The following is a 15,054-nucleotide window of genomic DNA, read 5'->3' as shown; positions in this document are numbered from 1 at the left end:
GGTAGCCTTTCTTTGTGAAAAATTTTAGTAACGTATAAAAAATAGACTTTGAGAAAAAAGAGAAGTCAATTGTTAATTAAGCGTGCTGTAGCAATCCGGAAAACGTTTTCTTGTTATCGTTACCATGCTTCACAATTTGCGCTCTTATTCACAAACTTACTTGTTTTGCAAGGTTGTGACTGGTAAAATAGGTAATATATGTTTATAATAAATACGAATGAATAGCTAAGTTCTAGGAGGAGTAATAACATGAAAAAAACGAAAATTGTTTGTACAATTGGTCCTGCAAGTGAATCAGTTGACACTTTAGTTCAGTTGATCGAAGCAGGAATGAACGTAGCACGTCTTAATTTCTCTCACGGAGACTTTGAAGAGCACGGTGCGCGTATTGTAAATATCCGTGAAGCATCGAAAAAAACTGGTAAACAAGTGGCTATCTTACTTGATACAAAAGGTCCAGAAATCCGTACAAACGACATGGTCGGCGGAAAATTAGAATTCCAAACAGGTGATGTTGTACGTGTTTCTATGACTCCTGTTGAAGGAACAAAAGAAAAATTCTCCGTAACTTACGGCGAACTTTATGATGACGTAGAAATTGGTTCTTCCATTTTACTTGATGACGGCTTAATCGGCCTTGAAGTAATCGAAAAAGACGAAGCTAATCGCGAACTAGTTACTAAAGTACTTAACCCAGGTGTACTTAAAAATAAAAAAGGTGTTAACGTACCTAACGTTTCTATCAACCTACCAGGAATCACAGAAAAAGATGCTGCTGATATCCGCTTTGGTTTAGAACAAGGTATTGACTTTATCGCTGCATCTTTTGTACGTCGTGCTACAGATGTTCTTGAAATTACTAAAATTTTAGAAGAGCACAATGCAACTCACGTACAAATCATTCCTAAAATCGAAAACCAAGAAGGCGTTGACAATATTGACGAAATCTTACAAGTATCTCAAGGTCTAATGGTTGCTCGTGGTGACCTTGGTGTTGAAATTCCAGCTGAAGAAGTTCCGATTGTACAAAAAGAACTTATCAGAAAATGTAATAAACTTGGTAAACCTGTTATTACTGCAACACAAATGCTTGATTCCATGCAACGCAACCCACGTCCAACTCGCGCTGAAGCAAGTGACGTAGCCAATGCGATTTTTGATGGAACTGATGCAATTATGTTATCCGGTGAAACAGCTGCTGGGGATTATCCAGTAGAAGCAGTTAAAATGATGGCGAAAATCGCTGTTCGTACAGAAGAAGTACTAGTTGCTCAAGATAAATTTGCACTTAAACTTCACGAAAATACGGATATGACAGAAGCTATCGGTCAAGCAGTTGGCCATACTGCGAAAAACCTAAATGTACAAACTATCGTTGCTGCGACTCAAAGTGGTCACACAGCTCGTATGATTTCTAAATACCGTCCAAAATCTCATATCGTTGCTGTAACATTCAACGAACATGTATACCGTGGATTAGCTCTTTCTTGGGGTGTATATCCTCGTCTAGCTACTCCTGTTAGCAATACTGACGAAATGTTCGACCTTGCAGTAAAAGAATCTCTTGCTTCAGGCGTAGCGAAACAAGGCGATTTAATCATCATTACTGCTGGTGTTCCAGTTACAGAAAGCGGAACAACAAACGTTATGAAAATCCAGTTAATTGGTGAAAAAGTTGTTAAAGGCCAAGGTATTGGCAGCAAATCTGTTATCGGTAAAGCAATCGTTGCTAAATCCAATGCAGAAGCACTTGAAAAAGCAGAAGAAGGCGGAATCTTAATCGTTAAAACAACGGATAAAGAAATGCTACCTGCATTCGAGAAAAGTGCAGCAGTTGTTGTGGAAGAGGGCGGCTTGACTAGCCACGCAGCAGTTGTAGGAATCAACCTTGGCATTCCTGTCATCGTTGGCGCTAAAGATGCAACATCCCTTGTAAAAGACGGTGAAATCATCACTGTTGATTCTCGTCAAGGCGTTGTGTATAACGGCAAAACAGCCACACATTAATAGTTAACTTTTTAAAAGCGTCCCGCATGCGGGACGCTTTTTTTATGCGCACGCCTGTATTGTTTTTCGATTACGCCAAAATAGGTTATAATAGAGAGTAAGTATTGGAGTTGATTTTATGAGAAAATTTATTCTTTATTGGGCTTTATATGGCTTAATTGAGTTAATTATGTACGTTTGGTTATTCCAAGTAATTGGCTTTTGGCCACTTCTTTTTATTCAAATAGCTTCAAGTGCTTTTGGTATTTTTATTTTCAAACGTCTTGGAGGCAATCTTTTCCGAAATTTACGAGATGGACGGACCGTAGCCCCGTATTTATTGGATAGTCTGTGTTTTTTTATCGCTGGTTTTTTATTAATTATTCCAGGTGTTATAACAACCATACTTGGGCTACTCATTTTTATTCCGTTTTCCCGCAAATTATTAAAACCTAAATTAACAAAATGGCTTGGAAATCAAAAGAAACATACGCAATATTATTATTTTGATATGTAATGAAAACCTCTATGGGAAAAACTTTCTATAGAGGTTTCATTGAAAAAAGGGTAATTCATTTTCCTTATGGCATTTTAGTATTACTATAAGGTATGTTTATGATATAATAATTGTTATCTCGCTTCCTAGATGCGTGATATTGAAAGGTGACTTAATATGTTTACGGAAAGTATGTTATTTTTACTTCTTTTTTTACTTCTCGGACTTATAGCAAAAAATAATTCGCTTATTATTGCCGTAGCTGTCGTTATTCTATTGAAGTTATTTCATGTTGATGGCAAAGTAATGGAAATGATTCAAGCCAAAGGAATTAATTGGGGCGTCACGATTATTACTGTTGCCATCTTAATTCCAATTGCGACAGGTCAAATCGGCTTTAAAGATTTAATTGACTCTTTTAAATCGGCAGCTGGCTGGATTGGTCTCGGGGCAGGGATTGCTGTTTCTATTTTAGCGAAAAAGGGTGTAGGCTATATGGCCGTTGATCCACAAGTAACTGTTTCACTTGTATTTGGCACCATTTTGGCAGTAGTGCTTTTCAGAGGGATTGCTGCTGGACCGGTAATTGCAGCTGGTATTGCGTATATGGCAATGCAGTTAGTTGCATTCATAAAATAAATACATACGTAAAAAAGGATAAAAGGAGGAAACGAAATGACGTTATCTAAAGGGTTGGAAAATGTATATGTGGCTGAGACTTCCATTAGTTCTATCATTGATGATATGTTAACTTATGTTGGTTACGGTATAGATGATTTGATGGAAAATAATGCTTCTTTTGAAGAAGTGATTTACTTATTATGGCATTTACGCTTACCTAATAAAGAAGAATTTAAAAAATTTAAATTAGAAATTCAAGAAAATATGGCAGTATCTGAAACCATTATTACAAGTTTAAGAATGCAGAATCATCAAAAATTGCATCCAATGAGCGTTTTAAGAACAACAGTTTCCATGCTCGGTGTATTTGATACAGAAGCTGAATTAGATGATGGGGAAGCAGTTTACCGCAAAGGCTTGCGTCTTCAAGCAAAAATGCCAACCATAGTTGCTGCTTTTTCAAGAATTCGTCGCGGGCTTGATCCGATTCCGCCAAGAGAAGATTTAAATATGGCAGCAAATTTTCTTTATATGATTACAGGAGAAGAAGCAGATGAATTATCGGTAGAAGCGATGAATAAAGCACTTGTACTGCATGCTGACCATGAGTTTAATGCGTCTACTTTTACAGCGAGGGTTTGTGTGGCAACGCTTTCGGATGTTTATTCCGGCGTAACTGCTGCGATTGGTGCGCTAAAAGGTCCACTTCACGGCGGCGCTAATGAACGTGTATTTGATATGCTAGAAGAGATTGATCAAGCTGGCGATGTACGTAATTATATCCAAGAAAAAATCGATACTAAACAAAAAATCATGGGCTTTGGTCATCGTGTTTACCGAGGCGGGGATCCGCGTGCGCAACATTTGCGTGAAATGTCCAGAAAGTTAACTGCCGAAAAAGGCGAAGAGAAGTGGTTTGATATTTCGCTACAAGTAGAAGAATCAGTTTGGGAATTAAAACATTTAAAACCGAATGTCGATTTTTATTCTGCCTCCGTTTATCATGCGCTTGGTATTGACCGGGATTTATTTACATTAGTATTTTCCGTGAGTCGTGTTTCCGGTTGGTTAGCGCACATTTTTGAACAATATCGTGATAATCGTCTTATTCGTCCCCGTGCTATCTACGTTGGACCTGAAAATAGAAGTTATTTACCTGTAGAAGAACGAATTTAATGGAGGAGGAACAAACTTTATGAGTCAAAAAATTCAAGTAGAAAATGGTGTGCTAAAAACACCAAACAATCCAGTCATTCCTTTTATTGAAGGGGACGGAACTGGCCCAGACATCTGGGCAGCTGCGAAACGCGTTTTAGATGCCGCAGTAAAAAAAGCTTACAATGGTGAAAAAGAAATCGCTTGGAAAGAAGTATTAGCTGGTGAAAAAGCATTTAAGCAAACGGGTGAATGGTTACCACAAGAGACTTTAGATACAATTGACGAATATTTGATTGCTATTAAAGGACCACTTACAACTCCGATTGGTGGAGGTATTCGGTCATTAAATGTTGCTTTACGTCAAGAACTAGATTTATATGTATGTTTACGTCCAGTTCGTTATTTCAAAGGCGTACCATCACCTGTAAAACGTCCTGAAGATACAGATATGGTCATTTTCCGTGAGAATACAGAAGATATTTATGCAGGCATTGAATTTAAAGAAGGTAGCGAAGAATCAAAAAAACTAATAGCCTTCTTAAAATCTGAATTTGGCGTTGATAAAATCCGTTTCCCGGAAACTTCTGGTATTGGCATTAAGCCAATTTCCAAAGAAGGAACAGAGCGCTTAGTTCGTTCCGCGATTGAATATGCAATTAAAGAAGGTCGTAAATCATTAACGCTCGTACACAAAGGGAATATCATGAAATTCACAGAAGGAGCTTTCAAAAACTGGGGCTATGAGTTATGTGAACGCGAATACGGCGATAAAGTATTTACTTGGAATGAGTATAATCGTATTAAAGAAGCAGAAGGAACAGAAGCTGCTGATGCGAAACAAAGAGAAGCGCTTGCTGCTGGGAAAATTTTAGTGAAAGATTCCATTGCAGATATATTCTTACAACAAATCTTAACTCGTCCAGCTGAATTCGATGTTGTGGCTACGATGAATTTAAATGGAGATTATATTTCTGATGCACTTGCTGCTCAAGTAGGTGGAATTGGTATTGCTCCAGGAGCGAACATTAATTACTTAACAGGCCATGCGATTTTTGAAGCAACACATGGTACTGCTCCGAAATATGCTGGTCTTGATAAAGTAAATCCTTCATCGGTGATCTTATCTGGGACACTTCTTCTTGAACATATTGGTTGGGGTGAAGCAGCAGCCTTAATTAATCAGTCAATGGAAAAAACCATTGCTGCGAAAACGGTAACCTATGATTTTGCTCGATTAATGGACGGGGCGACAGAAGTTAAATGTTCGGAATTTGCGGATGAATTAATAAAAAACTTCTAAAATACTTCATCTTTAAACTCTAAAACTAGTCTGTAATTGTACATTTAATCATAAAAGTACGTTTTTAAAACAAACCATTTAATCCCATTCGGATAAGTGGTTTGTTTTTATGTTCCTATGGTAAAATAGACACAAGTGAATGATTATATCGAGGAGGATATCCCTGTGAATAAATTAGTATTAATTGATGGAAATAGTATCGCGAATCGCGCTTTTTATGCGTTACCGCTTTTAAATAACGATAAAGGTGTTTACACAAATGCGGTGTATGGATTTGCGATGATGTTGATGAATGTACTCGAAAAAGAAAAACCCAGCCATGTGCTCGTTGCATTTGATGCTGGTAAAACAACTTTTAGACACACAACATTTAAAGGTTATAAAGGTGGACGTCAAAAAACCCCGAGTGAGTTATCTGAACAATTTCCATTCATCCGAGAACTTTTAACGGCGTATGATATTCCGCAATATGAACTTGCTAATTATGAGGCAGATGATATTATCGGAACGTTGACAAAAAAAGCGGAAGCAGATGGAATGGAAGTTGCTATCATTACCGGAGACCGCGATTTAACGCAATTAGCTTCTGAAAAAACAACGGTTTATATTACTAAAAAAGGTATAGCCGATATGGAAACCAACACACCAGAAACACTAAAAGAAAAATACAATCTAACTCCTGAACAAATTATTGATATGAAAGGCTTAATGGGTGATTCATCCGATAATATCCCTGGAATTCCAGGTGTCGGTGAAAAAACAGCCTTAAAACTGTTACATGAATTTGGTGGATCCGTGGAAAGCGTGTTAGAACATGCCGAAGAAATTTCTGGAAAAAAACTAAAAGAAAAAGTGCTGGAAAATAAAGAATTAGCTATTTTAAGTAAAGAGTTAGCTACAATCAATGTGGATTCACCGATTGAATGCACGGTGGAAAGCACGAAATATGAAGGCTTTCAAACGGAAAAAGTTATCCCTTTATTAAAAGAAATGAATTTTACAACACTTTTGAAAAATATCGAAGGTGATACGCCTGAGGAATCGAAAGAACTAAAAGAATTGTCTTTTGAAATCGTAACGGAATTAAAAGAACAACACTTTGGTGGGAAAACCGCGCTTTATGTGGAGCTAGAAAATGATAATTACCATACAGCAAACTTCATCGGGCTGACAGTTCATTCCAGTCAAGGAACATATTTCTTTACAAAAGAAACAGCTGAAAGTAGTGAGGCATTCCGCAAATGGGTAGAAAGTGAACAAACAAAAGTAGTGTATGATGCGAAGAAAACTATGGTGGCGATGAATCGTATTGGTTTTGCTATTTCGGGCATCACATTTGATATTATGTTAGCCTCTTATTTATTAAACCCATCTGATTCCATTGATGATTTTACAAGTGTAGCAGTGAGGCATGACTACACTGAAGTAGAGACAGATGAGACGATTTATGGAAAAGGTGCTAAACGAAGCACACCGGAAGAGAGTATTGTTGCAGCTCATCTTGCTAGAAAAGCAGTAGCGATTGCTGGTTTAGAAAAGAGATTGGTAGATGATTTAGAGAAAAATGAACAATTAGCTTTAATGGACGACCTCGAGTTACCATTAACTTTTGTTTTAGCAGAGATGGAAATGCAAGGTGTTAGCGTAGACACAGCTCGTCTTGAAAATATGAAAGTTGAACTAGCTGGCAGACTGAAAACCTTAGAAGAGTCTATTCATTCACTAGCTGGTGAAAAATTCAACATCAATTCACCAAAACAACTAGGTGTGATTTTATTTGAAAAGTTGGAACTCCCTCCAGTCAAGAAAACAAAAACAGGATATTCGACAGCCGCGGATGTACTGGAAAGCTTATCAGGTAAACATGCAATTATTGATGAAATTTTATTATATCGTCAACTTGGTAAAATTCAGTCCACCTACATCGAAGGACTACTTAAGGTGACAGACAAAGACACACATAAAGTCCATACACGTTTCAACCAAACTTTAACGCAAACAGGACGTTTAAGTTCAGTTGATCCGAACTTACAAAATATCCCAATTCGTTTAGAAGAAGGTCGTAAAATCAGACAAGTTTTCGTACCAAGTAAACCTGGTTGGAAAATGTTTTCGGCCGATTATTCTCAAGTTGAGTTGCGAGTTTTAGCACATATTTCTGAAGATGAGAATTTAATTTATGCATTTAAACACGACTATGATATTCATACAAAAACAGCAATGGATGTGTTTCATGTCGAGCAAGATGAAGTAGATTCGTTAATGCGTCGTCAAGCCAAAGCAGTAAACTTTGGAATTGTATACGGTATTAGTGATTATGGGCTTTCTCAAAACCTTGGTATTACGAGAAAAGAAGCAAAAGACTTTATTGATCGTTATTTTGTGAGTTACCCAGCTGTGAAAGAATATATGCAAGATATCGTTCGTTTTGCAAAAGAAAAAGGCTATGTAGAGACCATTTTACATCGTCGTCGTTATATTCCAGAAATCGTTAGCCGTAATTTCAATGTGCGGGGATTTGCTGAAAGAACAGCAATGAATACACCTATTCAAGGTAGCGCCGCGGATATTATTAAAAAAGCAATGATACTCATGAATGAACGCTTAAAATCTGAGAATTTAGAAGCAAAATTGTTACTTCAAGTGCACGATGAGCTTATCTTTGAAGCGCCTGAAGTCGAAATTGCAAAATTAGAAGAGATTGTACCTGATGTAATGGAAAATGCGGTAGAACTTTCTGTGCCACTTAAAGTTGATAGCGCATTTGGCGACACTTGGTATGACGCGAAATAAATAGAGAAACGGGGAGTTTATATATGCCAGAAATGCCGGAAGTAGAAAATGTCCGCGCAACATTACAAGAATTAGTCCCAGGTAAAAAAATAGATCAAGTGATTGTCCGTGTTCCCAAAATGATTGTAGCAACCCCACCCGATGAGTTTGTGCATATGCTTGTCGGGCAAGAAATAGAAGCAGTGCGCCGTCGCGGTAAATTCTTATTATTCGATTTAACAAACTGTACGATTTTATCTCATTTACGAATGGAAGGTAAATTTCGTTTAATGAACGAAAACGAGGAAGTCAGCAAGCATACTCATATTATTTTTCATTTTGAAGATCACACAGAATTGCGTTTTTTAGATGTACGGAAATTTGGCACGATGGAAGTCACCAATAAATACGGCGAAGGAGAGACACGCTCAATAAAAAAACTCGGTCCAGAACCACTAACTCCATCATTTACATTAACGGATTTTGCGACTGGCGTGAAAAAAACAAGCCGCGCTATCAAAACGGCTTTACTCGATCAAAAGTTAGTAGCTGGAGTCGGAAATATTTATGCGGATGAAATTTGTTTTGAAGCAAAGGTGCGACCGGAGAGAGCTGCCAACTTACTTTCTGACAAAGAAATCAAGCGTATTTTTGAAGCGACAAAAAGCATTATGAAAGAAGCTGTCGCTCTTGGGGGATCAACTGTCAGAACTTATGTGAATTCACAAGGAAAACTTGGACAATATCAAGATAAATTAAAAGTATATGGTAAAACGGGTGAGCCGTGTGTTATTTGTGGAACACCGATTGAAAAAATCAAATTAAATGGACGAGGGACCCATTTTTGCCCGAATTGCCAAAAATAGAAAGCGAGCTGAAATCATGGGGAAAACAATTGGATTAACGGGAAGTGTAGCTACAGGAAAATCTACGGTGAGTAACCTGATTCAGCAAGCTGGAATACCGTTAGTTGATGCAGACATTGCTGCTAGAAAAGTAGTTGAACCAGGCACAGAAGGACTGAAAGAAATCATTGCCTATTTTGGGAAAGAAATTTTACTTGCAGACGGCACTTTGAACAGAGCCAAAATAGGAGAAATTATTTTTAAAGATAAAGAAAAGCGTGAAAAGTTAAATGAAATTACGCATCCTCGTGTGAAAGACTACATGTTAGAAGCGCGAGAACATTTTTTTAAAGCAGGCGAGGAGATTGTCTTTTTCGATATTCCGTTATTATTTGAAAGTCATTTAGAATCGTTGGTAGATCAAATTATCGTTGTTTGGACCACGCCGGAAACAGAGTTGAAACGTCTGATGGAGCGAAATAATTTAACAAAAGAAGAAGCTTTAGCAAGGATTGATAGCCAAATGGGAATTGATGAAAAGGCCAAAAAAGCCGATTTTGTCATTGATAATAATGAATCGCTTGAAAAGACACAAAAACAAGTTCATACAATTATCGAACGTTTTGTAAAGAACAAATAGCCACCCTTACTTTCACATGGTATAATGAGGCATACAAATAAACAGATAGAGAAAGTTAGAGATAGGAGTGATTTTTTGTGAGATGTCCTACTTGTCAATATAATGGTACACGTGTTGTAGACTCAAGACCGGCAGATGATGGCAATTCCATTCGGAGACGGCGTGAATGTGAAAAATGTGGATTTCGTTTTACTACTTTTGAGAAGGTAGAAGAGAGTCCTTTAATAGTTGTGAAAAAAGACGGGGCAAGAGAAGAATTTGCTCGTGAAAAAGTGAGACGCGGCTTAATAAGAGCCTGCGAAAAACGACCAGTAAGTGCGGAACAGATTGAAGAAATTGTGAATGAAGTAGAGCGTGAACTAAGAAACATTGGTGACAGCGAAATTGCTTCTGATTTAATTGGTGAGAAAGTAATGAATAAATTAGCGAATCTCGATGAAGTAGCATATGTGCGCTTTGCTTCGGTTTATCGCCAATTTAAAGATATTAGCGTTTTTGTAGAAGAACTAAAAGATTTAATGGAAAAAAATAAAGATAGGTGAGTAAATTGACGGAATTTTGGATGGAGCTTCAAGCGGTAGACAGCTATCAAGTGAAAGCAAGTGGAATCTTGACCGGTGCCGACAGAAAAATTATTACGATGTTATATCAACCGCTAATGGGGGCGGAATGTTTAGCTTTGTACCAAACACTGTTTACAGAAGTCGAAGAAAACAGACTGTGGTCAGAAGCGCATTCGCACGTCCAACTTTTAAATATGCTTGATATTAGTATGAAAGCTTTATTCGAGGCACGGCTAAAATTAGAAGGCTTGGGTCTTTTAAAGAGTTATGTGAAGACCGAAAACGATCAACGCTTTTATATTTACGAAATTCTGCCACCGTTATCACCAGAAAAGTTTTTTTCAGATGGTCTATTAAATATTTACTTATATAGCAAAATTGGCAATGCACAGTTTCAACGTTTGCGTCGTTTTTTTGCGGACGAGGCATTTGACACAGATACATACAGCGAAATCACTCGTTCATTTCAAGATGTTTTTGAACCATTTAAAGGCGGTAGTAGTGCTGTTACGACGGAAACTAGCCAAAAGCTAGCAGACAAGGTCGCGCCAAAAGAAATTGAATTTGATGATGCGAGTTTTGACTTTAATTTATTTTTATCCTTGCTTTCACCCGGGATGATTTCTAGAGAAAAAATAACCAAAGAAGTGCGCCAAACCATTTTAAAATTAAATGGGATTTATCAAGTTTCTGAAAAAGACATGCCGAGTTATTTGTACCGAGCACTTGATGCAAATGGAGAGGTTGACATCGTTTATTTACGTAAAATCGTTCGCGAGGGCTATACTATTGAAAATGGTGCTCCACCAAAATTAAAAATGAAGCAGGAAACTATTGTAAATAAAGAACCAGAAGAAACGTTAAATGATGAAGAAGCGCTACAAGTATATTTAGAGAGCATTACCCCCTTTCAACTATTGGTAGATATTTCAGATGGTGCGGTTCCTGCTGAAACCGATTTGCGCGTCGTGGAAGAAGTTATGAATCAGCAAAATTTACCGGTGCCTGTAATGAATGTGCTAATCGAGTATGTTTTACTGCGGCTTGACCGGAAGCTTTCCAAGAATTACATGATGACAATTGCGGCTCACTGGAAACGAAAAAATGTAAAAACAGCAAAAGAAGCAATGGATCTCGCGTGGCAAGAGCACGAGAAATATAAACGACTTCAAGAAGAACCAGCCACACCAAAAACGAATAATTACAACCGAAATTATCAAAAAATAACTCGGAAAGAAATTTTGCCGGATTGGTTTGATAAGGAACAAGTTGCTCCAGCGGAAAATAAAATGACAGACAAAGAAAAACAAACACTCGAAGATCAAGTTCGCGAAATTAAAGAACGACTAAATAAAAGGTAGGTGAAGAAGATGGATAACATCGAAAGAACATTAGGACAGCTTTTTGAAGGACGCGACTTTGAAAAAGAATACCAAAGTTTAAAACAACAAGTTCTCCATTATCAACCAATTCAAGATTTTTTCAAAGAGCACAAAGAAGAGGTTACCGAGCAATTAGTTAATCAAAACTTGTCCAATTTATATGAATTCATGACACAACACAAAAAATTCACTGAACAGGAAGAAACTTTAATGCCCGGCTATGCGCCAAAACTGGTCCTTAATGGGGAATTCATCACTGTCACCTACTATCCGACGAAAGAGAAAATAGAAGAAGATAAACGCCGTGCAGTTGAGCGGAGAATTCGTTCTCTTTATATGCCAAAACAAGTAGTGGATGCGAATTTAGCGGACTTTTATACGGATGAAGAATCACGTCAATTAGCACTTGTTGAAGCTTATCAATTTTTAAATAATTATCCTCCGAAAAGTGGGAAGCGTGTGAAGGGATTATTTATTCATGGTAGCTTTGGGACTGGAAAATCATATTTGTTAGGCGCTCTTGCGAAAGAACTTGCTTTAAAAGGTATTTCAACGACACTTGTTTATTTACCCGAGTTCATGCGCGAAGTGAAACAGTCTATTTCGGATAATACTGTTGGCGAAAAAATCCAATTTGCGAAAGAAACCGAAGTATTAATGCTTGATGATATTGGAGCAGAATCAATGACAGCGTGGACACGTGATGAAGTGTTGGGTGCGATTTTACAATTTCGGATGCAAGAAGAATTACCTACGTTTTTCTCGTCTAATTACAATATGGATCAACTTGAGAATCATTTAATGTTTGCTCAAAACGGTACCGAAGAAAAACTAAAAGCTCGCCGAATCATGGAACGGGTGCGCTATTTATCGAAAGAGGTTAACTTAGAAGGTAAAAATCGCCGCTTCTAAAAAGTACTTGCAAATATATCTTATCGGGCTTATAATGTGAAGTAATATAAAACAAAGTGATGAAAAGGACAACCAATTTAACGGAAAATTATAGAGAGGAAGGGCTAGCTGGGAACCTTCTATTGGAACTTAAATTTGGACCACCTTGGAACTTCTATTAGGAACGTTTTTTTACTAGTAATAATAGACGGATCGCTCCGTTACAGGCGACAAGAGTGAAGTAGTTAGTTTTAGCTATTTCTGAATCTTGGGTGGAACCACGAGCATAAACTCGTCCCTTGAAAGTAGGAGGGATGGGTTTTTTATTTTGCCCTCCTAACCATAATTTAAAAAAAGAAAAGGAGAGATTAGTATGAAAATCACATTTCCAGACGGTGCTGTAAAAGAATTTGAGCCAGGCGTGTCAACAGCTGACATCGCGGCTTCCATCAGCCCAGGTCTAAAAAAGAAAGCACTCGCAGGTAAATTAAACGGGGAATTACTTGATTTAGTAACGCCAATCCATGAAGATGGCGCAATTGAAATCGTTACTCCAGACCATGAAGATGCACTTGGTATTTTGCGCCACAGTACAGCTCATCTAATGGCTCAAGCGCTAAAACGACTTTATCCAGATGTGAAATTTGGAGTTGGTCCAGCGATTGAATCTGGTTTCTACTATGATATTGATACAGAAGCTGTTATTAGTGATGAATCTTTAGTTGAAATCGAAAAAGAAATGCAAAAAATCGTGCGTGAAAATGTTCCAATTGAGCGCGAAGTTGTTTCTCGCGAAGAAGCAATTAAACGTTTTAAAGCAATTGGTGATCAATATAAATTAGAACTTATTGAGGCAATCCCAGAAGATGAAACAGTGACAATTTATACACAAGGTGAATTTTTCGACCTTTGTCGCGGTGTTCATGTTCCTTCTACTGGTAAAATTCAAGTATTTAAACTATTAAGTGTAGCTGGTGCTTACTGGCGAGGAGACAGCAACAACAAGATGCTGCAACGTATTTACGGTACAGCTTTCTTCGATAAAAATGGCTTAAAAGAATTTATCCAAATGCAAAAAGAAGCAAAAGAGCGAGATCATCGTAAATTAGGGAAAGAATTAGATTTATTTACAAATAGTATCGAAGTTGGACAAGGATTACCGCTTTGGTTACCAAAAGGTGCGACTATTCGCCGTGTTATCGAGCGTTATATCGTGGATAAAGAAGAACGTCTAGGTTACAATCACGTTTATACTCCAATTATGGCAAACGTGGAACTTTACAAAACAAGTGGGCACTGGGATCACTACCATGAAGATATGTTTCCAACTATGAAAATGGATAATGAAGAACTTGTTTTACGTCCAATGAACTGTCCACACCACATGATGATTTATAAAAATGATATCCACAGTTATCGTGAACTGCCAATCCGTATAGCAGAGCTTGGTATGATGCACCGTTATGAAATGAGCGGGGCACTTTCAGGATTACAACGTGTTCGTGGCATGACTCTAAACGATGCACATGTTTTTGTTCGCCCAGATCAAATTAAAGACGAATTCAAGCGCGTTGTGGAACTGATTTTAGAAGTGTATAAAGACTTTGATATTACAGATTATTCCTTCCGTTTAAGCTACCGTGATCCGAAAAATACAGAAAAATATTTTGACGATGATGCAATGTGGGAAAAAGCCCAAGCCATGCTTAAATCCGCCATGGACGAAATGGAGATGGATTACTTTGAAGCAGAAGGAGAAGCTGCATTTTACGGTCCAAAACTAGATGTTCAAGTAAAAACTGCCATTGGCAAAGAAGAAACACTTTCCACTGTACAACTTGACTTCTTACTTCCAGAACGCTTTGATTTAACTTACATCGGCGAAGATGGTGAAAAACATCGCCCAGTAGTTATTCACCGCGGAGTTGTATCTACAATGGAACGCTTTGTTGCTTACCTAATTGAAGAATATAAAGGCGCTTTCCCAACTTGGTTAGCTCCAGTACAAATGGAACTTATCCCAGTTAATGCCGACGCTCATTTGGATTATGCAAAAGGAGTCCAAGATAAATTACAACGTGCTGGACTTCGAGCGGAAGTAGATGACCGTAACGAAAAACTAGGATATAAAATTCGCGAAGCACAAACTAAAAAAATCCCGTACGCATTAGTGCTCGGGGATCAAGAAGTAGAAGCTGGTTCTGTAAACGTTCGTCGCTACGGCTCTAAGGATTCTGAAACAATGGACTTAGACGCCTTCATTGCACAAGTAGTAGCAGAAGTAAGTAAATACTAATCTGAAAAATACTGTCTCAAATGGGGCAGTATTTTTTCATGGTGCTTTTTTCCTCTTTTTCCGTTATACTAGTAAAAGATAATGAATAGAACAGGATGGACAAT

Annotated in this window: 12 protein-coding genes and 1 other annotated feature; all 12 genes read left to right on the top strand. The window is 37.7% G+C overall.

Going from position 1 to position 15,054, the window contains the following annotated elements; all coding sequences use genetic code 11:
• Window positions 1–249: 249 nt before the first annotated feature.
• The 12 genes from pyk (at window position 250) to thrS (ending at window position 14,950) form a co-directional block, all read left to right on the top strand.
• Window positions 250–2,007 carry a pyruvate kinase gene (pyk, locus tag HCB38_RS06735; protein WP_003727384.1) on the top strand — a complete coding sequence of 586 codons (1,758 nt, stop codon included), beginning with the start codon at window positions 250–252 and terminating at the stop codon, window positions 2,005–2,007.
• 118 nt (window positions 2,008–2,125) lie between these two features.
• The gene (locus tag HCB38_RS06730) at window positions 2,126–2,503 is read left to right on the top strand and encodes an FxsA family protein (RefSeq protein ID WP_185618857.1); all 378 of its coding nucleotides are present in this window, start codon (window positions 2,126–2,128) and stop codon (window positions 2,501–2,503) included.
• Between the two features lie 156 nt (window positions 2,504–2,659).
• Window positions 2,660–3,121 carry a DUF441 domain-containing protein gene (locus HCB38_RS06725; RefSeq protein ID WP_069009767.1) on the top strand — a complete coding sequence of 154 codons (462 nt, stop codon included), beginning with the start codon at window positions 2,660–2,662 and terminating at the stop codon, window positions 3,119–3,121.
• 36 nt (window positions 3,122–3,157) lie between these two features.
• Window positions 3,158–4,279 (top strand): citrate synthase, encoded by a 1,122-nt coding sequence (gene citZ / locus HCB38_RS06720; RefSeq protein WP_185318879.1) that lies wholly within the window; start codon window positions 3,158–3,160, stop codon window positions 4,277–4,279.
• A 19-nt stretch (window positions 4,280–4,298) separates the two neighbouring features.
• Complete coding sequence (icd, locus tag HCB38_RS06715) at window positions 4,299–5,561, top strand: NADP-dependent isocitrate dehydrogenase (protein WP_185637911.1); 1,263 nt, start codon at window positions 4,299–4,301, stop codon at window positions 5,559–5,561.
• A gap of 165 nt (window positions 5,562–5,726) precedes the next feature.
• On the top strand, window positions 5,727–8,354 hold the full coding sequence (gene polA, locus HCB38_RS06710) for a DNA polymerase I (RefSeq protein WP_185637909.1): 2,628 nt from the start codon (window positions 5,727–5,729) through the stop codon (window positions 8,352–8,354).
• A 23-nt stretch (window positions 8,355–8,377) separates the two neighbouring features.
• Window positions 8,378–9,199, top strand: coding sequence for a DNA-formamidopyrimidine glycosylase (gene mutM, locus HCB38_RS06705; protein WP_185618866.1), 822 nt, complete (start codon window positions 8,378–8,380; stop codon window positions 9,197–9,199).
• Window positions 9,200–9,215: 16 nt separating this feature from the next.
• Window positions 9,216–9,818 (top strand): dephospho-CoA kinase, encoded by a 603-nt coding sequence (gene coaE, locus HCB38_RS06700; protein WP_185637907.1) that lies wholly within the window; start codon window positions 9,216–9,218, stop codon window positions 9,816–9,818.
• Between the two features lie 77 nt (window positions 9,819–9,895).
• Window positions 9,896–10,360 carry a transcriptional regulator NrdR gene (gene nrdR / locus HCB38_RS06695; protein WP_003723246.1) on the top strand — a complete coding sequence of 155 codons (465 nt, stop codon included), beginning with the start codon at window positions 9,896–9,898 and terminating at the stop codon, window positions 10,358–10,360.
• Between the two features lie 5 nt (window positions 10,361–10,365).
• Entirely contained in the window at window positions 10,366–11,742 is a 1,377-nt protein-coding gene (locus tag HCB38_RS06690; RefSeq protein WP_185637905.1) for a replication initiation and membrane attachment family protein, read from the top strand.
• Between the two features lie 9 nt (window positions 11,743–11,751).
• Window positions 11,752–12,675, top strand: coding sequence for a primosomal protein DnaI (gene dnaI, locus HCB38_RS06685; protein ID WP_185318873.1), 924 nt, complete (start codon window positions 11,752–11,754; stop codon window positions 12,673–12,675).
• A 50-nt stretch (window positions 12,676–12,725) separates the two neighbouring features.
• Window positions 12,726–12,957, top strand: a binding site (T-box leader).
• A gap of 70 nt (window positions 12,958–13,027) precedes the next feature.
• Window positions 13,028–14,950: a threonine--tRNA ligase gene (gene thrS, locus HCB38_RS06680; protein ID WP_185318872.1), complete on the top strand. Its 1,923-nt coding sequence runs from the start codon at window positions 13,028–13,030 to the stop codon at window positions 14,948–14,950.
• The last annotated feature ends 104 nt before the right edge of the window (window positions 14,951–15,054 follow it).

Source organism: Listeria farberi, from assembly GCF_014229295.1.
GTDB lineage: Bacteria > Bacillota > Bacilli > Lactobacillales > Listeriaceae > Listeria > Listeria farberi.
This window is presented reverse-complemented; position numbering and strand designations above follow the sequence as displayed.

Bases quoted from the DNA above. Each gene is read 5' to 3' on its own strand.
- pyk (WP_003727384.1), top strand. From the start codon at position 250: ATGAAAAAAACGAAAATTGTTTGTACAATTGGTCCTGCAAGTGAATCA.
- HCB38_RS06730 (WP_185618857.1), top strand. From the start codon at position 2,126: ATGAGAAAATTTATTCTTTATTGGGCTTTATATGGCTTAATTGAGTTA.
- HCB38_RS06725 (WP_069009767.1), top strand. From the start codon at position 2,660: ATGTTTACGGAAAGTATGTTATTTTTACTTCTTTTTTTACTTCTCGGA.
- citZ (WP_185318879.1), top strand. From the start codon at position 3,158: ATGACGTTATCTAAAGGGTTGGAAAATGTATATGTGGCTGAGACTTCC.
- icd (WP_185637911.1), top strand. From the start codon at position 4,299: ATGAGTCAAAAAATTCAAGTAGAAAATGGTGTGCTAAAAACACCAAAC.
- mutM (WP_185618866.1), top strand. From the start codon at position 8,378: ATGCCAGAAATGCCGGAAGTAGAAAATGTCCGCGCAACATTACAAGAA.
- coaE (WP_185637907.1), top strand. From the start codon at position 9,216: ATGGGGAAAACAATTGGATTAACGGGAAGTGTAGCTACAGGAAAATCT.
- dnaI (WP_185318873.1), top strand. From the start codon at position 11,752: ATGGATAACATCGAAAGAACATTAGGACAGCTTTTTGAAGGACGCGAC.
- thrS (WP_185318872.1), top strand. From the start codon at position 13,028: ATGAAAATCACATTTCCAGACGGTGCTGTAAAAGAATTTGAGCCAGGC.